Source organism: Rhodococcus aetherivorans, assembly GCF_025722975.1.
GTDB lineage: Bacteria > Actinomycetota > Actinomycetes > Mycobacteriales > Mycobacteriaceae > Rhodococcus > Rhodococcus aetherivorans.
Genome location: NZ_CP106982.1, coordinates 2,858,956 through 2,880,666, shown reverse-complemented (window position 1 = coordinate 2,880,666; position 21,711 = coordinate 2,858,956). Strand labels below are relative to the sequence as shown.

Below are 21,711 nucleotides of genomic sequence, written 5' to 3'. Positions count from 1 at the left end.
GCCGGGACAATGGGGACGTGACGACTCTCGCCGACCTGCATCCACTGCTGCTGCCCGCGCCCGTCGTGCTGTTCGACCTCGACGGCACCCTCACGGACTCGGCGGCGGGCGTGCTCGACGGGTTCCGGCATGCGCTCGCCACGGTGGGCGTTCCGGAACCGGCGCACGACGAGCCACAGCGGGTCCTCGGTCCGCCGATGATCGACACACTGCGCGGGCTCGGTCTCGACGAACAGCAGGTGGATCGGGCGCTGACCGCGTACGTCGAGCGCTACGACGCGCGCGGCTGGGCGGAGAACTCCGTGTTCGACGGGGTGGCGGCGATGCTCGAGCGGGTGCGCGACGCCGGGAGCCAGCTCGCCGTCGCGACGTCGAAGAACCAGGGCTTCGCCGTCCGCATCCTCGAGCACTTCGGGCTGGCCGCCCACTTCGAGTTCATCGGCGGCGCGAGCGACGACGGGAGCCGGCGGGCGAAGTCGGACGTGATCGCGCACAGTCTGGCCTCGCTCGGGGTGGACCCGGTCGCCGCGGAGGACGGCGGCACCGCGGGCGTGGTCATGGTCGGCGACCGCGAGCACGACGTGACGGGCGCGGCGCGGTGGGGTATTCCGACGGTGTTCGTCGAGTGGGGGTACGGCGCCGACGACGAGGCGGCCGTCGCCCACCGGTCCACGGCGAGCGTCGACGAACTGACGAGGATGCTGACCGGTGACCGCTGAGCGCCTGCACGTGACGTTCGTGTGCACCGGCAACATCTGCCGGTCGCCGATGGCCGAGAAGATCTTCGCCGAGCACCTCCGCCGGGCCGGTCTCGCCGAGCGCGTGCGGGTCACCAGCGCCGGCACCGGCGACTGGCACGCCGGCGAGGACGCGGATCCACGCACCACGGACCTGTTGCGGCGGCACGGCTACCCGACCGGGCACTGCGCCCGGCGCGTGACCGACGAGCAGCTCGCCGCCGATCTGGTGGTCGCACTGGACGCCGGCCACGACCGGGTGCTCGCGCAGCTCGGGGTGCCCGCCGAGCGCCGGGTGCTGCTGCGCAGCTTCGACCCGGACGCCGAGGGCGAGTCGGTACCGGATCCGTACTACGGCGACCGGCACGAGTTCGAACTGGTCCGGCAGCAGATCGAGGCGGCGATCCCGGGCCTGCTCGACTGGGTGCGACGGCAATGAGGCCCGCGTCACCGGTTACCGTGGTTACGTGCGACGACTGACGTTCCTGCTCCGCCCGAGCTGGCTGGTGCTGGCCCTGGTGGTGGGCGGCTTCGCCTACGCGTGCTTCACCGTGCTCGCGCCGTGGCAGCTCGGCAAGAACACCACCACCGAGGAGCGCAACGACCGGATCACCGCCTCGCTGGCCACGGACCCCGTGCCGGTGGAGGAGCTGCTGACCGGTGCCGCGCCGGCACCGGAGGACGAGTGGCGGCGCGTCGTCGCGACCGGGTCCTACCTCCCGGATTCGGACCTGCTGGTGCGGTTGCGCAGCGTCGAGTCCTCCCCCGCCTACGAGGTGCTCACGCCGTTCCGGCTCGCCGACGGCCGCACCGTCCTGGTGAACCGTGGATACGTGCGCCCGGAGCGGGGCACCGAGATCCCCGGGTTCGCCCCGGCACCGGCCGGTCCGGTGACCGTCGACGCCCGCCTGCGGATGTCCGAGGGGACCGCCGAGGGCAAGACCCCGTTCCGCGACGCCGGCCACACCCAGGTCTACTCGATCGACCCTGCGCAGATCGCGGCGTTCACCGGCCTGGAGCTGACGGGCGGATACCTGCAGCTGTCCGAGAACCAGGCCGGGGGGCTGGGCACGATCCCGTTGCCGCAGCTCGACGCCGGCCCCTACCTGTCGTACGGGCTGCAGTGGGTGGCGTTCGGGATCATGGCGCCGCTGGGCCTGGGGTACTTCGTATGGGCGGAGCTGCGCGAGCGCCGCAAGCGGAAGGACCCGGCGCCGGCCGCCGCCCCCGAGGCCGAACCGGTGCCCGCTCCGGTGGAGCGCAGCACCGAAGACAAGCTCGCCGACCGTTACGGCCGGTCCCGTTGAGCCACCCAGGCGAGGAGCCCGCGATGCACGCGACGATCGACGACTACCTGGCCGACAAGGATGCCGCCGCCGTCGACATGTTCTGCCGGCTCCGCACGCTCGTGCTGGGCCTCGGCGACGACGTCGAGGAGCAGGTCCGCACCGCCGAGGTGCGGTGGGGGCGCGGTCGCGTGTTCGCGGCGGCATTCGTCTATTCGTCGCGGCTCGAGATCGCGATCGACCTGCCGCGGCGGGTCCATCACCCGCAGCTGCGGGAGGCCTTTCCGACCACCGGAAAGGTGACGACCCACCGGTTGAGCATCGCCACCCCGGATCAGCTCGACGACGGCGTCGTCGCGTTGCTGGCGGAGGCGTACGCCACGGTCGGCGCAAGCACCCGATAGCAGGTTCCGCAGGGCGGTGAGCCGCGACGGGCGTCAGACGTAGAGCTGCTCGATCCGGTCGGCGAAATTGTCGACCACCAGCTTGCGGCGCAGCTTCATGCTGGGCGTCAGATCCCCCGCCTCGATGGACAGCTCCCGGTCGAGGACCGTGAACTTCTTGATCTGCTCCCAGCGGTTGAGCCGGTCGTTGAGCCGGTCGATGCAGCCGGCGATCAGCTCGCGGGTCCGCTCGTCCCGGGCGATCTCACCGAACTCCCTGCCGGCCATGCCGTTCTTGTCCGCCCACTCCGTGATCGCCTCGGCATCGAGACCGACGAGGGCGACGCAGTAGGGCCGGCTCTCGCCGTACACGACGATCTCGCTGGCATAGGGGCAGATGCCCTTGAAGGTGGCGGAGATCGCGGACGGCGCGACGTACTTGCCCTGGCTGGTCTTGAACAGATCCTTCTTGCGGTCCGTGATCCGCAGGAACCCGTCGGCGTCGAGTTCCCCGATGTCGCCGGTGTGGAACCAGCCGTCGGGTTCGAGGGCCTCTGCGGTGGCATCGGGCCGCTCGTGATAGCCGTCCATGACGCCCGGCCCGCGCAGCATTACCTCCCCGTCGCCGGCGATCCGCACCTCCGTGCCCGGGAAGGGCCAGCCGACGGTGCCGAGCCGGTACGCGTACGGGCGGTTGATGAACGACGCGGCGGACGTCTCGGTCAGGCCGTACCCCTCGAGGATGATGATGCCGGCCGCGTCGAACCACTGCGCCACGGCACGGTCGAGCGGGGCCGCCGCCGAGACGAAGAACCGCAGGCGACCGCCGAAACGCTCCTTGATGGTGGAGAACACGAGACGGTCGGCGAGCCGATACCGGAGCCGGTCGAGGCGAGAGGGTGCGCGGTCCTCCTGCCGGGCCTGCGAGACACGCAGTCCGACGCCGAGGGCCCAGTCGAAGATCTTCTTCTTCGCCCCGCCCTCCTCGGCGATCATCGCCTCGATGCGGGCGTGTGCCTTCTCGAAGATGCGCGGCGCCGCGCCCATGAAGGTGGGATGCACGACGGCGAGGTTCTCGACGATCTTCTCGACGCGGCCGTCGATCACGGTGGTGAAACCGATCTGCAGGGGCAGCGCCAGCATGACCTTGCCGAAGGCGTGCGACAGCGGCAGCCAGAGGAAGTTCAGATCGTCGGGTCCCAGGATGTTCACCGCGTCGACGGCCGCAGCCGTGTACGTCCACCCCGAGTGCGGCAGCAGCACGCCCTTCGGCTTCCCGGTGGTGCCGGAGGTGTACATGATGCTGGCCAACTGTTCGGGCCGGATCGCGTCGACCCGGTCGGCGACGACGCGGGGCGACTCGGCAAGCAGTTTCCGGCCCCTGTCCTCCAGGTCGGCGAGGCTGATGACCCAGTCCCCGTCGCCCTCCCCGTCGATGACCACCACGGTCCGCACCTTCGGCAGGTCGGCGCGGTGGGCGACGAGCTTGTCGACCTGGGTCCGGTCCTCCGCGATCACGACGCCGCTGCCCGAATTGGCGACGATGAAGGCGACGTCGGGGGCGTTGGTCGTGGGGTAGATCGTGGTGGTCGCGGCACCGGCGCACATCACCGCGAAGTCGGCGAGCACCCATTCGTACCGGGTCGACGACGCGACCGCGACCGGATCCTGAGGCTGGACCCCCAGGGCGATCAGGCCCGCGGCGAGCGTGTCGACCCGCTCGCCCACCTGCCTCCAGGTCACGCTCTCCCAGCCGTCACCCTTCGGATACCGGAAGGCCTCGGCCTCGGGAGTCGCCGCAACCCGGTCGACGAACAGCCGGGCCACCGACGGCGCCCGGTTGTCGAGCTTCGAAGAGTCCACCGGTTCGTCCGCCACCCGCAGCGCAGCCATGCGCCGAGTGTAGGACTGTCCCGGTCTCCGACGTGGGCGGTTGCGCAAACGAGGGCGCCCCCGGTCACCGACGCCGGGCAGGTACCCGCGGGAGTCGTAGCGCGACAACGTAGCCGACGGTCGACATGACCGCCATGGCGCCGACGGCGAAGGTCAGGGCCCGGTTCCTGGCGTCGGCGTTGATCCGCACGAGCTCGTCGGCAGCGGGACCCCCGACGCCCCGCGCCGCGAGGTTGGCACCGACCTGGTCGTCGCTCAGCGCGGTGACCTGGACCTGCTGGTCTACCGTCTGCTGGACGAGCTGCTTCTCCGCGGCGTTCAGCACGGCGCTGTCGTCCACCCCCGACTGGAACGAGGAGACCAGCGCCGTCGTCAGGAACGCACCGGCCAGTGCCACTCCGAGTGAGCTCCCGAGGTAGTTGATGCTCCGCGACAGGCCCGTCACGTCGCTCACCTCCTCCGCCGGCGGCGTCGACTGGATCAGGTCGGTCAGCGTCATCGTCATGCCCTGGCCGACACCGAGGAGGAAGAGCCCCGGCGCGAGCGCCAGGCCCGTCGCGGTCTGCCCCGTCTCGCGCGGGTCGAACATGGCGGCGACCGCGACGCAGCCCGCGATCATGAACAGGAACGACCACAGCTGGGCGGTCCGATGAGTCATTCGGCGGCCGGCGACGAGCCGGGCCGCCGCCGAGGCGGCGACGATCAGCCCCAGCGTCACGGGCAGCATGGCAAGGCCGCTCCACAGCGCGTCGAAACCCAGCGTCGTCTGCAGGAAGACCGGCACCAGGAACAGGACACCCGCGGTCACCAGCGCCTGCATCGCCAGGGTCTCCGAGCCGGCCCGCGTCGTCCGATTTCGCAGCACCGCGATCCGCACCAGCGGATCTCGACCGTTCGTGACGAGGTGGCGCTCCCACGCGGCGAACGCGACCAGGACCACCAGCCCGGCGCCGCCCAGTACGAGCACGGGCGACACCCCGCCCCGTTCGAGCACCGTGTACCCGAGCACCTCGAAGTCCTGCCGGGCCCGGACCAGGCCGTACCTGCCGGCCAGCAGCGTCCCGACGACGAGGAGCCCGAATCCGGTCGCGGACAGCACCGCTCCCAGGACGTCGAACCGGCGATCCTCCGCCGGAACGCTGCGTCGCCCCGGTTCGGCGACCCGGCGCATGAGGAGCAGCACGACAACCGTCACCACGGTTCCCATGAGGAACGACACCCGCCAGCTCAGGAAACTGGTGATCACGCCACCGACGATGGGGCCTGCCGCCGCGGCAACCCCGCCGACCGTCCCGATCGTCGACAACGCCCTCGTCCGCGTGGCGCCGGTCAGGGCGTCGGTGAGCAGGGCAAGCATGGCCGGGATCATGAGCGCCACGCCGATCCCCTGGAGCAGGGACCAGCCGACCAACATGAAGACGATACTCGGGCCGACGGCAGTGATGAGCGTGCCGAGCCCGAAGATCTGCGCGCCCAGGACGAAGGTTCGTCGGTAGCCGAGACGGCCTCCGAGCTTGCTGCTCGTGATCAGGAACGCGGCGATGACGAGGGAGTACAGCGAGATCGCCGACTGTACGGCGGTCAGAGTGGTCTGCAGATCCGCGACTATGGCCGACATGGCCACGTTCATGGCGGTCGAGTTGTAGACCATCAGGAAGTTCTGGACCGCAAGGGGGAGGAACAGGGCTCCGGCGACGCCCGGTCCCGGTGTGCCGGTCCTTCCGCCGCCGTTCACGTCGGCATGGGCGACGACCCTGATGCCGCCGCGCCCGCGCGGACACCGACTGCTGCCGCGGCCGCGGCGGACACAACGGAAAGGGCGATGCCCGGAAAAGCGGGTGCCACCCCGGCGGACGACGTTGCGGTACCACGAAGTCGCACGACGAGCCTCGATTCTGCCCGTGGCCGGTGGCATCACGACCGGCCCGTGAGTTCGACGGTACGACCTCCGGACGGCCCGACGGCGAGAATCGGCGACGTGCCTGGTTCCGCCGTTCGACGACGATCTCGCGACTCCGTTCAGTCTGGGCCACAACAGGTCCGAAGGGTCGAGCCGGGAGTGGTCGGTCAGGCGGTGTGCTGATCGGAGACACCCGGCCGGCGCTGCCGGCTCCCCGAGCGGCCATCGGCGGTACGTATCCGCGAAGGTGGAGGATAGAAGTCCCACAGACGCGTCACATCTCATCGATGCCCACTCCCGTCTGCGAAAGCGCAGACCTGTCTCAGGCAGATGGAACGTGATGGACGAGGTAAGCGGTGCGATCCGATTCCCGGCCGCGTTCACCGCGATCGAGAACCATTTCACATGGAAGCTCCAGACCGACGACGGCCGGACCGGCTTCGTCCGGATGGCCGAGGACTACGCGCGGCGACACCACACCCGGCTCGATCTGCCGGCGTTGCGCGCGTTCGCCGATCTGCGTAACGCCCGCAACGCCCACTCGCGTCTTTCGGATTCGACGATCCGCTCCGCTCGGTCCTCGAGGAGATCCGCCGGCACCACTACTCGCAGTTTCCCATCTGCGACGACCGCACCTACCGCGGTCTGCTGACCACCAACTGCATCGCACGCTGGCTCGCACACCGCCTGGCCACCGACGAGATCGTCGAAGGCGAGACCGTGGGCGCGGCACCGGAGTTCGTCGAGCCCCACGATCGAGCCATCCATCTGTCCCGCAAGACGACCGTGCCGCAGGCCCTCAAGAAGCTCTCCCCACCCGCCGACGGCGGACTCCCGCCGACCGCCTTGATCATCACGCACAGCGGCAAGCCCCACGAGAGCCCACTGTCCCTCGTCGTCGCGGACGACCTGCCGGTCCTGGTCGCCGCGATGAGCGCGGGAACATAACTGGGCACATTGCCGATACTCCTGTCGACGGCGGCAACTCGATTCCGACCGGGAGGTCCCCGTGAGACCCGGCGAAGTGCGGCTCGGCCAAGGAGTCTGGTGGGCCGAGGAATATTGGCGGGTGATGGGCGTCTACGACGACGGCAGACTGCTGCGCCTGGCGAGACCGACGCACTTCGAGGACGGCAGCTTCTCGTTCACCGAAAACGTGGTCAACGACGTACCCCGTCGAGTTCGTCTCGCCCCCCGACTCGCGTGGACCGGCTGGACATAGCAGGCGACGACAGCGCCACTCCGGGTCACGAAGAGGGAATCGTGAGATCACTCTGCCCAACGGCATCGTCATCGAGGACGACGACCCATCCGCTGCCGCGGCCGCTGCCCTCGCGGGCCTCGCACCCGTCGTTGACGATGCCGGCCCCGCCCCGAATGACGTCCCGGACGAAGAATCCGCCGGTTGCTCGGAGGACGCGGCACTCGAAGCCCTGCACATCGTGCGTGCTCGACCGAAGCCGGTGACCGCCACGTACCTCGCCAGGAGATCGGGCATCACCCCGGAGGACGCCCTGGAACGACTCGCGATGCTTGTCGTGATGGGCCGGGTCGAGCAACTGTCCGACGGCATCTACCGCCCGATCGACAACGTCAACGACGTCGACGAGAGCGAGCCTCGGGACACCGCGGCGATGAATGCCGGCACCCCGGCCGAGGAGTCCGAGACGGTGCCCTCCGCGGAACCCGACCCCTTCGATGCGATCATGACTTTCAGGCGTGAGGTGCAAGCCCTGCTACCGACCCGACGTGACCGCGAGACCTACGACCTGTTCGTCTCCCGACGCAAGCGTTTGTCGAGTGCACGTGCCGCTGCGCTGCTCGAGCTGTCCCATCGTCGGGCGATACAGGCTCGGCTCGACGACGACCGCGACCGGCAAACCTTCGAGTTGTTCGTCGAGAACGACGCCTTCCAGTCGGAGGGCACGGTCGCCGGTTCGCTCTTCATCACCCGCCGTGAGGCCGAGGACCGGCTGCAAAGACTGGTCGCGCGCGGAGTCATCGGACGCAAACCAACCGGCTACGGGACCTACCACCGCTACTACGCCATCGACTGACTTTCTCCGAGTAGGCGAACAGTGCTGGACTGCACCCTTCGGGCGCTCATAGACGGTCGGTAACAACGCCACCAGCAGCTTCTGCGACATCCTCTGGTTGTCGAGGATCTGCGCCGACCGGTCCGCCGAGGAGTCCATAGCTCCCGATCACCGCGGCGAGGAATTCACTGTGCAGGTCCTGGCTCGCCGAGAACGGCTGCATGGTGCCGTCTGCGCCTGCTGCAGGGTCTCGGACTCCTCGAGCCGGTCCCGAATGTAGGTGACGACGTTGCGCACGCTCGAGTCGGGGTGGTCACCGGAGCAGGCACTGCGGGACCGGCGCATACCCGAGGGGGCGACGAACGAGCGGCACTCGTTACCCGCCGGAACGATTCGAGGATCGGGTCGGGCAGTCGGCGCAGCGCCGGACGGCTGCCGGGCCGTGTAGTCCGTACGCTGTGCCGTCCATCCGGCCTCACTGCGGAGCGGCTGAGAGGGCGGGGAAGACCACGCGGTAGACGGACGGAACGGCACCTCCGGGCGTCAGTCGCCGGTCCCTCCGAACTCGGGAGGGGTGTCGCGGTAGGTGAACGGTTCCAACGTCACCATTGCGCCGGTGCCTTCGTCACCGTCGACGAGTTGGGCCGCCGTGGCTCGGAATTCCACGCCGACGGTCCTCACGTACCCGTCCGCCTCCCACTGCCCGACCCTCCACCGCAAGTAGTCCCGCAGATCGTCCAAGCTCGCGAAGAACGTCACCGACTTGGGTGCGAGAACCACGCCGTCCTGCCGCCACGACTCTTCCAGGCCGTAGTAGCCGCGGGTGTGGCCGGCCCAGACCTCGTCGAGGGGCACAATCAATTCACTGGGATCGCGTATCGGAACAGGACGCCATCCGTCCTTCGCGGGCTTGCCCTCGAGCACACGATCGGGTGCGCCACTGAGCGTCACGAGGGCCTGCATCTCGGCATCCGGCAGTTCGCGGAACGCCGCGGGGCCGTTGACTGCATTCGAGCTCTCCAGGGGCGTCCCCGCTTTTCGCTCGTGCACCGGGAACGCCGGCGTCAGCCAGTGGATGGGCTGCAAGTAGATTCTGCGAACGCCGGGCTCCCCAGTCAGCTTGGTGACCGTGCAGAACCCGACCACGGACTTCGAATCGGTCTGATAGGCCGCCACCACGTCCCCGGCCGTCACTTCTTCGGCGAGATGCTTGGACACCTCACCCGACAGCGTCGAGTAGTCCCCGCCCCACTCGACAGGTGCACCTCGACTGAACACGCCCCGTAGCCAGTCACCGTAATACCCGGACGGCCCGCCTTCCGCGGCGTTGCACTTGTAGAGCCAGAACCCCATCTCTACCTCTCCCGGTGACCGCAACAGACCGAAGCTGGGCCTTCCCAGTCCGGGGTAACCTCGCGAACTCCGCCTACCCGTTTCTGTGCCTTTCAAAAGCGGCGGGTCCTCGATTGGGAGAATCGGCCGCCGGTGGCTGGTGCCGCCCGCACAATCGCAACCACGGAGCTGGACGGTAATGACCTCGGAAGGCTGCGCCGAGTCGCGGACCCACTCAGTGTCCGGACGTCAGAAGCAGGTGATTTCACGCCCTGGCTTGCCGAGAACATCGACCTCCCGGCTGAGTAGCTCGAGAGGCCGTTGACGGTCGTGTCCACACAGGTCGCTGTCGGCGAATTCTGCTTCGACATCCAGGCGGAGGACGACAACGGCCGCACCGTCGTCATCGAGAACCAACTCGAGCGAACCGATCACGGGCACCTGGGCAGAGCCTGATGTACGCAGCCGGCTTCGACGCCGCGGCCATCGTTTGGGTATCGACACGGTCGGTGAAGATCACCGAAGCGCGCTCGACTGGCTCAACGAACGCACTGACAGCTCGGTCGGCTGTTCGACGACGACCTCGAGGCGGTCGCGAGCGCCCTCTCGGAGGCGCGAGCTCGGGCGAATGTGGGCAAAGCCCTTCCGGCGGTGAGGTACCGGACCCTGAACAGGCTGCTGGGCAGCGTGGGTTGCAGCAGCTGCTCGACGGCACCTATGACATCCCCGGCGTCGTGCGTACGCGCTACGGGGATACCCGTCACCATCCTCCAGGTCGGCCTCACCCAGGTGAGTGCGCTCCTTCCACCCAGGGCAGCGGTTCATGAATGCCACAACCGGCGACCTCGAGACCGTGACGGGTGTACCACGCCGTCCCGTGTTCCCTCGTCGATCCGGCACACAGTGAGGGCAGAGACGGCGCATCCTGAGTGGGTGGCGCGAGCCGTCGGGTCGGCGGCGGAGAATCTCGGCAAGGGCTATCGACACAGGAGGACGCGATGACCTCACCTGCGAACAGCACCCCGATTCCGCCCGGCATCGAGATGCCGGACGAGGTCCGCACCCGGTTGGGCACGCTGCGGTCCTTCGACGGAGTCCCGGACGACGAGACGACCCGGACACTGTTCGACAACCTGGACTTCCAGCGGGCGGTGCAGGCGTACCTGCTGGCGCAGCATCCGGTGTCGTGGGCGGCGTGGCGCCGGGGGCTGCTGCGCTGGGGCCCGGCGAACACCACGATGGCGCTCTGGGAGGACCTGTGCCACCCGTGCACCGTCGGACCGGCGATGCACACGACCGTTGTGTACTTCTACATGTGGATCGACCTCCACGACGGACCCCTCGTCCTGGACGCCCCGCCCGACGTGTACGGCCTGATCGACGACTCGTGGGGGCGCTGGGTCGTCGACATCGGCGCCACCGGACCCGACAAGGGCCAGGGTGGCAAGTACCTGTTCCTGCCGCCTGCATACGACGGCGAGGTCCCGGACGGCTACTTCGTGGTGCGGTCCCGTAGCTACGGGATGTGCCTCGTCTCGCGCGGTTTCCGCGACGAGCACGGCGACCCGCATCCGGCCGCCGACATGATCAAGGCGAAGACCCGGGCTTACCCGCTGGCTCAGGCCGACGACCCGCCGCCGATGCGATTCGTGAACGTCTCCTTCGAGCCGTGGGTCACCATCCCGGCCGCCGACTACCAGTACTGGGAGCTGCTCAACGAGGTGGTGCAGTCCGAGCTGCCGGAGTCATCCGACCCGGTCACGCTGGGGATGTTCGCCGCCGTCGGCATCCAGCACGGCAAACCGTTCGACCCCGACGAGCGGATGCGGGCAATCCTGACCGAGGCAGCCGCGGTCGGCGACGCGACCGCCCGCGCGCTCCTCTACCGGGTCCGCCAGCCCGAGGCACGCTACTACCCGGACGGCGCCTGGCGGGTCTTCCTCTTCGCCGGTTACCAGTTCCAGGACAATGGCGCCGCGATGCTCGACACCGCCGCCGCGCTCGGCTTCATAGGGAGCGGATCGAGTCCGGCGTACCTGACGGAGATGGTCGGCGCCGGATCGCAGTATGTCACGGCGTTCGTCGACGCCACCGACGCGCACTTCGACGGCGGCAGGACCTACCGGCTGCACGTCCCGCCGAACGTGCCGGTCAACACCTTCTGGTCGATCGTCGTCTACGACACCCAGACCCGGTCGATGCTGCAGACCGACCAGGAATGGCCCACCGTTGCCAGCGACCGCGACATGATCTCGAACGCGGACGGCTCCGTCGACGTCCACTTCGGTCCCGAACGGCCGGAGGGCAGCCGCAACTGGATCCAGACCCTGCCCGGCAAGAGCTGGTTCGCGATAGTCCGGCTCTACGGTCCGCTGGAACCGTGGTTCGACAAGACATGGAGACTGCCCGACATCGAACCGCTCGCGTAGCAACCGGGAATGGTCCGCCCTGACGGCCGGTGCCTCTCCACCGGCCGTCAGAGACGTCACGCCGACTTCTGGTCGGTGTCCGGCGGGTGGTCGAGCTTGCGACGGGCCGCGGTGACGGCCGCGTCGACGGTCGAGTGTGCGTCTGTAACGACACTGGCGATGCCGGTCGCGCTGAGCAGGTCGCGCACCTGGCCGATCTCGCCGGCGAAGAGCAGCCGAATGTGGTGGTGCTCGAGGTCGGCATACAGCCGGTCCAGCATCTCGACGGCGGTGATGTCGATTCCCGGCACAGCTGCGGTGTCGAGGACGACGGCCCGCGTGTCGTCATGGACATGGCCGCGTACGGCCGCTGCCACGTTGTCGGCGTTGGCGTAGATCAAGCCGGACTCGGGCCGCAGCACCACGATTCCGGGCTCAGTGAGCGCGTCGGGATGGCGCTGCAGGTCGACCCAGCGGCTCTTGTCCGGTGTGCGGCCCAGCTCGGCGACGTGGGGCCGCGAGGCCCGGAACAGCAGGAGCAGGACCGACACCGCGACACCGAGGAAGAGCCCGGGAAGGATGTCGAAGACCAGCACACCCACCATGGCGCTCGCCGCGGCGAGGAAGTCCGCGTACGCCGCGACGCCGTAGATCCGCCGCAGGCTCGGGGTCGCCAGGCGCGCGTACTTGCGCAGCGTCCGGAAGTCGACGAGCTTCGTGACGGCCGCGATCACCACGGCGGCGAGGGTGGCCTCCGGCAGGTTCGCGAACAGACCGGTCAGGAACAGCAGCGTCATCACCGTCAGCGCCGCCACGACGATGCCAGAGATCTGCGACACCGCCCCGGCCGAGACGTTGACCGCGGTCTTCGACAGGGACCCGTTGACGATCATCCCGGAGGACAGTCCCGCGCCGATGTTCGCTGTGCCCACCCCGAGCAGCTCCTGGTTCGGATCGATCTCGTAGTGTTCCTTGGCGGCGTAGTTCTTGGCTGCTCCGACGCCCTCGGCGAACGCCACCAGCAGGATCCCTGCCGCCGACGCGAGCAGCGTGACGTAGTCGGATCCAGGGAGGCCGGGGAGCCCGAGCGGAGGTAGCCCGCCTTCGATCCGCCCGACGATCTCCACTCCCTTGGCGTCGAGGCCGAGGACCGAGACGGCGACGATTCCCAGGACGACCGCGACCAGCGGTGCGGGCAGCCGGGGCGACACCCTGTGCAGGACCAGTACGACCGCAAGGGAGCCGGCGCCGACGGCCAACGTCCAGCCGTTCGTCCCACCCAGCGACGTGACCAGGTGCCAGGCTTTTTCGAAGAAGTCCCCCTCTCCCCTCGGGACTCCGAAGAGCTTCGGGAGCTGGCCGACGATGATCGTCAGCGCCAAGCCGACGATGAACCCCTTCAGCACCGGCTCGGAGATGAAGGAAGCCAGAAACCCCAGACGCAACAGCCCCGCGAGAATCCCGAGCGCACCGACCAGCAGCGCCAGACCGGCCGTCAGCGCTGCCGAATCGGCGTCACCGGAAATGCCGGCAACAGCAGCACCCGAAAGCGCCGCGGTGGCCGCCATCGGCCCCACCACCAGGTGCCGGGAGCTGCCGAACAGCGCGTAGAGGAGCAGCGCCGCGGGCGCGGCATACAGGCCGATCACCGGGGACACCCCGGCGATCGTGGCGTACGCGAGGGCCTCGGGCACCAGAACCGCCCACACCGTCAGGCCGGCCAGCAGGTCACGTCCCATCTGGTTGGCTCGATAGCCCTCGAACGACGTGAGCAGCGGCACCTTCACAACACGAGCACAGCAAACCCGGCCCGGCCACGACAGAGCCCAAAGGCCCCGGGTGACGCCGCACGATCCCCGGCACACCGCGGCCCCGGCCTGGCCGTGTCCGCGGGCGTCAACGTGAAGGCCCTGCAGTGGGTGTCGGGTGGGCAGAATCCCCCTCGAGCGGTGAAGGACCGGCCGCTGACCAGGTCTTTCACCGCCACTCCCCTGGTGGGCGCGGAGGGTTTCGAACCCTAGACTAGCCCGAGATCAGCGGGCCGATAATCCTCTGAGCAGGGGTTTTCACGCTCACTCGATCATGCTCACTCACGCTCACCGATGCCCGAGTGTGGGCAAAACGTGGGCACGGCGTTGCCGCGATTCAGCGCGGGCGGACTACCCCTATCGGACCGTCGACGATGTGATGCTCAAGGGGGTGAGCACGCGCGCCAGAACAGAACACATGAGCACGACTTGCACGGACCAGGACGGGTAGTGAGCGTGTCGGAGGCGTCTCGTAGTCTTCGATCATGAGCGAAACGCCGGAGACGTTGCATCATTACACGACAGCGGCGGGTTTGATGGGAGTATTCGAACCTCGCAAGTTCGGCGGCTGGAACGTTCCCGAGACTCGCTCGCTGACGTTGTGGGCGACTGATGCTCGGTATCTGAACGACGCTCAGGAGTTGACGTTCGCGGCCGGAGTCTTGGCGAGGGCGATGCGCGATGTAGTCGATCGTTCCGATGCTGAACATGCGAAGGGCATCGACGAGCTGGCCGAGCGCATCAGTGAGGGAAACTTCCTCGACCCCGACGACGGCGAGACGCTCCACACAGCCTATGTGACGAGTTTCTGTAAAGAGCCAGATCTTCTCAGTCAGTGGCGTGGGTATGGAGCCAACGGGTACTCCATCGAATTCTCCGCGCAGGTACTCAGGAGATTCCTGGTGCCCGTCTTGGAGCAAGCGCTGGGGCACCTAGGGACGCCGTTCCTGGGAGGAATAGAGCTCGCCCCGGTTCAGTACAAGATCGACGCGACCTTCATCGAGCGCGCGGCCCGGAAGATCGTCGATCCGGAGAATCGTCCCTCAGCACTTCGTCTGGCCCTCGAGTGTCTTGCTCAGTTCAAGCATCCGGCGTTTCAGGAAGAACAGGAGTGGCGGCTGTTCGTCTCGCTGGGGGAGACCTCCACTCGGTGTTCTTTCCGTGTGTCGGCTCAGGGCATGTTAATCCCGTATCTGCCGCTTCGATTCACTCCCTATCAACTCAACGAACCGTCCGAGGATACGCGTTACCGCGGGCTGATCGCCAAGTCAGTGTGGGTGGGTCCGAGTCCCGACCAGCAGCTGCGTGCGGAGTCGGTGACGCGGATGTTGCGGCAATTGTCCTTCACCGATGTGGATGTCGAGACGAGCGACACTCCCTTCCGTGGCTGACTGATTCTCGGCGGCGGCCAAGCGAGCCCGACGTCAGGCGGTGACTTCTTCTCGGGCACGTCACAGGGTCGCGTACATCGCAAAACGGGTCAGTCCGCTGATTTCGCTGAGCTGGGCTGCGCTGTACTCACCGGATTCGTAGGCGGCGAGCAGGCGCTTGCGCTGCAAGGCAGACAGCTTCGGCTGCCTACCTTTAAGTCGGCCGGCCTTCTTCGCCTCCGCCATGCCCTCGCGGGTCCGGGCGCGGATGAGGTCGGACTCGAACTCGGCCATTAACGCCAACGTGCCGAAGAAGAGCTTTCCGGTCGGGTCGGTCAGGTCATTGACGGAGCCGCCGATGCTCAAGCGGGTGCCCCTGGCTTCGAGTTCGCCGGCGATGTTGCGGAGGTCGACGGCGGAGCGGCTGAGGCGGTCGAGTTTGGTGACGAGGGTTGATGAGGCTCAGCGAAGGTGCTCGCTTGTACTCAACGAAGGTGCCCACTCGCGGGCGGGTTCACTGTAGCGGTTGTCGGGTGCCGGTGGTGGCTTGACGGAGCTTTTCCGACCGGGCGTGGTGGTCACGCAGGCGGTAGGAATCCCCGTCGAGGTTGAGCACGACCGAGCGGTGCAGAAGCCGGTCGAGCATCGCGGCGGCGACGGTCGTATCGCCGAGGACCTCACCCCATTTACCGACACCCCGGTTGGTGGTGATGATGATCGAGGTCTTCAGATAGCGTTGCGCGACAACCTGAAACAATGCGGATGCGGCTTCGCCCGGTAACGGGAGGTAGCCGAGTTCGTCGATCACCAGCAGCGTCGGCCCGGCGTAGAACCGCATCGTCGTCGCCCACCGGCCTTCGATCGCAGCGCGGTGGCAGCGGGCGGCGAGGTCGGCGGCGGTGGTGAAGTAGGTGCGGTATCCAGCGTGCGCGGCCGCCCTCGCCACACCCACCGACAGGTGGGTCTTTCCGACCCCCGGTGGCCCGATGAGCAGGACGTTCGTCGCGGTTTCGAGGAACCGGCAGGTCCCCAGCTCGGTGATCAGAGCCCGATCGAGTCCGCGGGCTGCGTCGTAGTCGAAGTCGTCGAGACAGGCCTGGGGTGGGCAGGCACGCGAACCGCAACCGCCCGGCCAGCCGGCGGGCTTCGGTGGCGTCGACCTCGATCGACAGCAGCTGTTCGAGGGCTGCGGTCATCGACAGTCCGTCCTTCTGGGCCCGGTCGAGCACCGACGGCAGCGCTTCGGCCGCATCGTGCAGCTTCAGGGTGGCCAGGTGTCCCCGCAGACGCTGAAAAGACTCGTCGAGGTGGTGGTGTCCGGGGTGGTGGGCATGCGAGGGTGTTCCTTCCGCGGGCGGCACGCGCGTAGGCGGCCAGATCGATGACCGTCGAGGTCGGAGTGTCCGATGGTGCGTGAGAGTGCGTGGTGTCGGCGCGCAATGCTTCCGCTGCTGCCAGTGCATCCCGTCCGGGTGGGATGCGTTCCTTGCGTCGGTGCGGGCGACCCCCGGCCACCACCACGGCGGCCATCGCGACCTGCTCGAGGGCGTGGACGTGGCAGTGATCGCGCACGACCGCGCCGGCCCCGTCCGGAGCGAGGCGGTGGCGGGCGACGGTGATCTGCGAGGCGGTGACGATGTCGATCACCTCGTCACCGAGTCGGCGGGTGACCTGCACCTGTGCCGCGGCCAGTTCCGGGGGCACCGAGTAGCGGTTGCCGCGGTAGGCCACCAACGCCTGCCTCGACACGGTGCGGGTCTCGGCCACCGTCACCGGATACGGGACCGGCGGCGGGGTGAGGGGTTCGGTGGCGGCGATCGCCGCCACCGTCGATTTTCCTTCGGGGGTGGTCCGCGGTCGGATGTCGGCGCGCAGGCGGCAGAATTCGTCCAGGCTCACCTGCGCCTGCTCGACGGTGACCTCGTCCGGCAGCGTTCGCCACCATCTCTGCGCAGCAGTCAGATTCGCTTTCTCGACGACGCTTTTACGGTTCCCGGCCCGGGGCGGGCAGATCGCGACCGAGACCCCATAGTGTTGGGCAGCGCCGGCGAAGGACGCGGTGACCTTCCCGCTGTCGGGGTGACACACCGTGGACATTCGATCGAACCGCCAGATGCGGGTCAGTCCGCCGAGCTCGCGGACGATGCGGTCGAGGCCGTCGATCAGATGGTTGGGTCGTCGCCGGGGCGAGCCTCCCGCGCCACCGCCCGGAATGCGCCAGCGAGCCGACCAGCAGATACGTGGTCTTGCCCCAGCCCCACGAGGTGGGTGGGTCCGGCAGCTCGAGCCAGTCCCACTGGGTTTCCTCACCCGGTGGATGCTCGACGACCGCGTTGGGGCGGTCGGTCTCCCCTATCTCTGGAAGGTGGAGAAGTCACCGGACCAGATCAGGCTTCCCTCGGTCACAACTGTCTCTGTCAGTTGCGCTTTGTTGACCTTATAACCCTCACGCACGGTCTGTCTCGATCCGGGCGGAATGGCACCCTGCGTGCCGAAGCCGATCTGATCCGCCGTCGACACGATCCGCTCAGCAGGTAGACCGGCCGGCCCGTAGACCAGGGTGGGAGCGCTCCACTCCCACGCGTCGATGATCTGATCCCCGGCGTTGAAAATCTGGAAGGTTAAAACTGTAGCTGGACCGTAGTTGGTGACTTCGTCGGCCACCGACAGGATGCTCACCTCCGCTCCGTTGCGGCCTACGCCGGTGTCGTACGGACCCAGCACTCCCGAGACCCTCTGGTCTTCGACGGTGGCGGTGACAGGTGGTGACGGCGAATGGGTGGCGGAAGGAAATACCAGTTCGTTGCCGTTCGAGTCGCCGCCCCCGCAGCTGGCTAGTAGTGCGGCTCCCACTGCGGCAAGTGTCATCACGGTGAGAAAGTGTCTTCCAGCCATGGTGTGTCTCTTCTCGAAGCCTTGTGTCGTGCTCTATTTATCGGCTCGTGCGGCTTCGACGTTGCAGAGCTCATTCGAATCGCTCACTCCAAGTGAACCGAGTTCCAGTTCGCTCCGCGCGATGACATGGTGAAGCCAGGGGGGGCGAGCGACCGCGACGATATCGACCACAACGCGGATTGGACGCTTCTCGAACGGCGTGCGTTCGCAGAGGAGAGTGTCCTACGTGCCGTGGGCATGTGGAGCAACGACGGTGGTCAGCGGAGATCGGAACCAGAAGGTGGTGCCGTCGTCTGTGTGCTCAACCGAGAGTCCCTCATCGAAGGCATCCCTCCGTACGGACGCCGTCCTGCTGCGGTACTCGGAGGGATGCCGGTGACCAAGACGGAGGCGACGTGTACGGGCCCGGTCCGTTCCGCCCTGAGGCGCGCGTACTCGATGTGTCCGCAGCATGGACAGCCGCCAACGCACGAAGTCGGGCGCTTGGATCAGTTTCGGGTCGTCGGGGGTCAACCCGTCCTCGATGAGGGCCTGCCGTTCTTCTGGGTCCAAATCTGTTTGGACGCATCATCCTCAGCTTCCGTTCCTCCGGCCGGCTTGACCCCCGACTGCGCCGCACCCGTCAGGAGCGATGAGCAGGCGGCGGTCGCCGACCTCAGCGCGCAACCGGACTTGACGTGTAGGACTATTAGAGGAATGGATGAAGCGAACTCGTGGTCATCCAGTCTGTTAGGGGATATTGAGAATCTCTCGCATCGTTGCGCCTGCATGGCTAAGCCGAGGAGACCCAAGGATGGTACGACTTGGAACCTTGGTGCCGGCTACGCGGTCAAGCAGCGCGCAGACCAACAACCACCTGCCCGTCACCGCGAGAGCACGAAGAGTCGCTGGGTCTTTGGCCATAGGAGTGTGATGTTTAGACCCGTTATAGTACCGCCTGAACTCCGCAGCCCACTTTTCAGATGAGCCTACCCATTTCTCAAACGGGTCACCGACACGCCGCGCGAGAGCTTCCGCGTAACTCTTGCCGGCCTTGGCCCAAGCCACTTTCTTTCCACTATGGAAGGCAACCCACAACTCGATAGCGGCCCCCATCCGGATTATTGCAGTTTCAACCGTGTCAGGACCGCTCCGATATGGCGTCGTCACGGTATCAACCACCACGGGATGCTGCCTCCGCAGGTTCGACCACCGCGCAATCCCTGCCGCACCTCCGAGATCGGCCAGTGAGACATGCAAGGGTAACCGGTCCTTCGGAAGGAGCGCAGCCTTTGGAATGTGCATTGCACGTCGCGTCCACAGCACAGGACTCCCAACTCCGGCCCCCTTCCATCGGACGTTGGCTGGCTCCGCCTGAACGAATCCACCCCTGAGCAAGTTGAGCAAGTCTTGACAATCTAAAAGCGGCTCAAGGAATTGGCCGAAGGACCGCGGCCTGGCTGCAGACACCTCTATGTCCACCCCAGTATTAACGGTAATCGGCGGCCGGCCAGGATCGGACAGATTCCAAAAGCCTTGAACTGTTAAAGACAGGTTTGAAGGAAGGGAACGCTTGGCCACCTCAGGATTCGATTGGCGCAGGTCTAGCGTGGCCGCATTCACCCGATTCTCGCCGTCCCTCTGAATATGCGTGGTGACGGAATTCATGCCAGCCCAGTCCCCCAAACCGTGGAACCGCAACGCTGCCGACGCCAAGTGCCCTCCGGATATTTCGCCGATATCGATGCCAGAGACCATTGAGTCTGCTCGGTAACGCAGCACCGAGGCACGCCCGTCACCAATCCGGATCGCTGCGCCAACTTGTGGATTGACATCGAGCAACAGCCCAGTACCATGAGGGGTCGATAAAGCGAGCATCGCTGGTGCCTCTGGTTCAAATAGCAACGGGCCGCGCAATGCCGGGTCCTCATCTAATACCTCAAATTCGATGTGTCCCTCTTCATGGCAGCGAACGTATCCCCGCATGGGGTCTTGATCGAGATCGATGGCTCCGGCCCCGTTATAAGGCCACCCGAATGCCGTAGTGCCATCAAGAATGCCCTTCTGAACTTCCAGGGGGGATGCCATATCCAATCCTATCTCGTAGGCTCCTTGCAAAGTCGTCAGCGCAGATAATCGCGGCCTACGCTATGCGCTGTCTAGTGACAGCGCGCGTCCCCAGTCGTTGCCACACCCATGCATTCTCCAAGTGAACGTCCGGGGTGTGGTCTGCCTGTCCTAGATCGTTCCACCCCCACAGTCTGAACCCACCCATCCCATGGATGGTCTCCGGCCTCGGCGGATGAGGTGACCAGAAGCAGCCCACGGCTTAACAGACGACGGCGTAGGCCATGGACCACTTGTCGAATTGCAATTTGCGGCCGCTGTAGAAATCTTCCGCAGTACATTCCGCCAAGGCCTGGAGCTTCATCGTCATCGATTCGTACGGATCGAACTCGCTGCCGCCGCGGAAGGGGAGCCGGCGCGCTCCTAGCGCTCGGGCAAGGATTTTCTGACCGGTCGCCAGTACGTCCTGCCACGATCGCTGTGCGGCGTCGGAGCGCACATAGTAGACCGCATGTGCTCCTGCGAAGGGGCTGATCGCAATGGCGTCATACTTGTACGGTTCGTCTCGACCAGAATCCACAACCAGGATCACGTAGGTGTGATCAATTGCCGAGGTGTCCACGTCGAGACTGTCCTTGCCGTGGAACTCACCTCGGGCGAGGAAGCACCGATCTGGACCGAAGTAGGCGATCATGTCGTCGAGGACGCCGAAGCGGTCCTCGTCCAAGTAAACAGAGCTGCCGTATAGAGCCCGTACGCGACTAGGTGAACGCAGGTCGTCCATTGTGAACCCGCTGCGGTACCGCGGGTCAGCAGTGACTGGAGCCGACGGCTGCACAGGTGTCGCCACCGGCCTCAGTTCCTGATATCTCTGATAGGCGGGGACTGGGTCCTTCCATCGGCTCACCGAGCTGAACTGCATATCGAGGATTCTGCGGAGCAGCTCTCGCAGCTCCTTGCCCCTCTGCTGCGGGTTACTCAAGTAGTCCTCGAGAAGCGTGACCGCCTTACACTCGTGTTCGCGGATCGATGGCCCCTGCAGTCGCGTCAACCTTCCACCCGTGGGCTTGCTGAGCTCACGAGCAAGAGACAACCGCCGCACCATCAGCGGCGCTTCGCCGGATAGCAACGCGATGAACAGCAGTCCCTTCAGGCTCGTACGCACGGTTGTGGGCAATGAGACCTGCGGGTCATCCCAGATCAGCTCGTGCTCGACGGCAGGAAATACAAGATTCGACACAGTCGACGGACGTGGTCTGTCTCCTTCCCGCTTGGTCACCAACCTGTGAAGTTGGAAGTCCTTGCTTGTGCTCTCGATGAACGATCGGATCGATAGCACGCTTCGCGCGTAGTCCGCCAAGGTCACGAAGGCAATTGGGATGCCTTCCGGCGGCAGTGCGGCGACACGTGACGATCGCGTCGCGTCGATATAGCGCAGAAAGTTGACCGTGCAGATCGGTTGAAGTCGTTCATCGAGACCGAACAGGGTCCGTAGCTGCTGCGCCAGCTGATCTCCGCCGAGCGTGCCTACTACATCGTGGAGAGTCGGCTCACTACCGCGGCGGATATCTGAGTTTTTGATCAACGTCTCCCCATTCCGAAAGATCATCAGCCTTG

18 protein-coding genes and 3 pseudogenes are annotated in these 21,711 nt (G+C 66.7%); 11 read left to right on the top strand and 10 right to left on the bottom strand.

Going from position 1 to position 21,711, the window contains the following annotated elements; genetic code table 11:
- The first annotated feature begins 17 nt into the window (after positions 1-17).
- Genes OCS65_RS13140 through OCS65_RS13125 form a run of 4 tightly spaced genes read left to right on the top strand, consistent with a single transcriptional unit; the run spans position 18 to position 2,427 of the window.
- Positions 18-719 carry an HAD hydrolase-like protein gene (locus OCS65_RS13140; RefSeq protein ID WP_231772737.1) on the top strand — a complete coding sequence of 234 codons (702 nt, stop codon included), beginning with the start codon at positions 18-20 and terminating at the stop codon, positions 717-719.
- A complete protein-coding gene (locus OCS65_RS13135) occupies positions 709-1,176 on the top strand; it encodes a low molecular weight protein-tyrosine-phosphatase (RefSeq protein ID WP_256997111.1) in 468 nt (155 codons plus the stop codon). Before OCS65_RS13140 ends, OCS65_RS13135 begins: the two co-directional genes overlap by 11 nt.
- A gap of 28 nt (positions 1,177-1,204) precedes the next feature.
- Complete coding sequence (locus OCS65_RS13130) at positions 1,205-2,044, top strand: SURF1 family cytochrome oxidase biogenesis protein (RefSeq protein WP_006947694.1); 840 nt, start codon at positions 1,205-1,207, stop codon at positions 2,042-2,044.
- Positions 2,045-2,067: 23 nt separating this feature from the next.
- Positions 2,068-2,427 carry a DUF5655 domain-containing protein gene (locus OCS65_RS13125; RefSeq protein ID WP_006947692.1) on the top strand — a complete coding sequence of 120 codons (360 nt, stop codon included), beginning with the start codon at positions 2,068-2,070 and terminating at the stop codon, positions 2,425-2,427.
- A gap of 33 nt (positions 2,428-2,460) precedes the next feature.
- Here OCS65_RS13125 and OCS65_RS13120 read toward each other — a convergent pair whose 3' ends face one another.
- Entirely contained in the window at positions 2,461-4,299 is a 1,839-nt protein-coding gene (locus tag OCS65_RS13120) for an AMP-dependent synthetase/ligase (protein ID WP_231772736.1), read from the bottom strand.
- Positions 4,300-4,363: 64 nt separating this feature from the next.
- Positions 4,364-6,034: an MFS transporter gene (locus OCS65_RS13115; RefSeq protein WP_006947690.1), complete on the bottom strand. Its 1,671-nt coding sequence runs from the start codon at positions 6,032-6,034 to the stop codon at positions 4,364-4,366.
- 505 nt (positions 6,035-6,539) lie between these two features.
- Between OCS65_RS13115 and OCS65_RS13110 the strand changes: the two genes are divergently transcribed.
- The 4 genes from OCS65_RS13110 to OCS65_RS13095 all read left to right on the top strand — a co-directional run bounded on the left by OCS65_RS13110 (position 6,540) and on the right by OCS65_RS13095 (position 8,256).
- Complete coding sequence (locus OCS65_RS13110; RefSeq protein WP_006947688.1) at positions 6,540-6,851, top strand: hypothetical protein; 312 nt, start codon at positions 6,540-6,542, stop codon at positions 6,849-6,851.
- Positions 6,788-7,147 (top strand): hypothetical protein, encoded by a 360-nt coding sequence (locus tag OCS65_RS29860; RefSeq protein ID WP_231386026.1) that lies wholly within the window; start codon positions 6,788-6,790, stop codon positions 7,145-7,147. The genes OCS65_RS13110 and OCS65_RS29860 overlap by 64 nt, the downstream gene beginning before the upstream one ends.
- Positions 7,148-7,208: 61 nt before the next feature.
- Entirely contained in the window at positions 7,209-7,421 is a 213-nt protein-coding gene (locus OCS65_RS13100; protein WP_231772735.1) for a hypothetical protein, read from the top strand.
- A 241-nt stretch (positions 7,422-7,662) separates the two neighbouring features.
- Positions 7,663-8,256: a hypothetical protein gene (locus OCS65_RS13095; RefSeq protein WP_231772734.1), complete on the top strand. Its 594-nt coding sequence runs from the start codon at positions 7,663-7,665 to the stop codon at positions 8,254-8,256.
- A gap of 522 nt (positions 8,257-8,778) precedes the next feature.
- Here OCS65_RS13095 and OCS65_RS13090 read toward each other — a convergent pair.
- Positions 8,779-9,588: a hypothetical protein gene (locus OCS65_RS13090; protein WP_029544289.1), complete on the bottom strand. Its 810-nt coding sequence runs from the start codon at positions 9,586-9,588 to the stop codon at positions 8,779-8,781.
- A 309-nt stretch (positions 9,589-9,897) separates the two neighbouring features.
- Between OCS65_RS13090 and OCS65_RS13085 the strand changes: the two genes are divergently transcribed.
- Positions 9,898-10,023 (top strand): hypothetical protein, encoded by a 126-nt coding sequence (locus OCS65_RS13085; protein WP_256997112.1) that lies wholly within the window; start codon positions 9,898-9,900, stop codon positions 10,021-10,023.
- Between the two features lie 542 nt (positions 10,024-10,565).
- On the top strand, positions 10,566-11,996 hold the full coding sequence (locus OCS65_RS13080) for a DUF1254 domain-containing protein (RefSeq protein ID WP_006947674.1): 1,431 nt from the start codon (positions 10,566-10,568) through the stop codon (positions 11,994-11,996).
- 56 nt (positions 11,997-12,052) lie between these two features.
- Here the strand turns inward: OCS65_RS13080 and OCS65_RS13075 are convergent, their stop codons facing one another.
- On the bottom strand, positions 12,053-13,762 hold the full coding sequence (locus tag OCS65_RS13075; protein ID WP_161997020.1) for a SulP family inorganic anion transporter: 1,710 nt from the start codon (positions 13,760-13,762) through the stop codon (positions 12,053-12,055).
- A 506-nt stretch (positions 13,763-14,268) separates the two neighbouring features.
- Here OCS65_RS13075 and OCS65_RS13070 point away from each other — a divergent pair.
- The gene (locus OCS65_RS13070; protein WP_263510321.1) at positions 14,269-15,174 is read left to right on the top strand and encodes a DUF2971 domain-containing protein; all 906 of its coding nucleotides are present in this window, start codon (positions 14,269-14,271) and stop codon (positions 15,172-15,174) included.
- 60 nt (positions 15,175-15,234) lie between these two features.
- On the opposite strand, the pseudogene OCS65_RS13065 reads toward OCS65_RS13070, so the two are convergent.
- The 6 genes and pseudogenes from OCS65_RS13065 to OCS65_RS13040 all read right to left on the bottom strand — a co-directional run.
- Positions 15,235-15,591 (bottom strand): annotated as a pseudogene (locus OCS65_RS13065) (recombinase family protein); the annotation flags it as partial.
- 76 nt (positions 15,592-15,667) lie between these two features.
- Positions 15,668-16,532, bottom strand: a pseudogene (gene istB / locus OCS65_RS13060) (IS21-like element helper ATPase IstB).
- Positions 16,498-17,500, bottom strand: a pseudogene (locus OCS65_RS13055) (Mu transposase domain-containing protein); the annotation flags it as partial. The pseudogenes OCS65_RS13055 and istB, both read right to left, overlap by 35 nt.
- 5 nt (positions 17,501-17,505) lie before the next feature.
- Entirely contained in the window at positions 17,506-18,024 is a 519-nt protein-coding gene (locus OCS65_RS13050; RefSeq protein ID WP_263510320.1) for a hypothetical protein, read from the bottom strand.
- Positions 18,025-18,777: 753 nt separating this feature from the next.
- On the bottom strand, positions 18,778-20,115 hold the full coding sequence (locus OCS65_RS13045; protein ID WP_263510318.1) for an ApeA N-terminal domain 1-containing protein: 1,338 nt from the start codon (positions 20,113-20,115) through the stop codon (positions 18,778-18,780).
- Positions 20,116-20,356: 241 nt separating this feature from the next.
- Complete coding sequence (locus OCS65_RS13040) at positions 20,357-21,703, bottom strand: hypothetical protein (RefSeq protein ID WP_263510317.1); 1,347 nt, start codon at positions 21,701-21,703, stop codon at positions 20,357-20,359.
- Between the last annotated feature and the right edge of the window lie 8 nt (positions 21,704-21,711).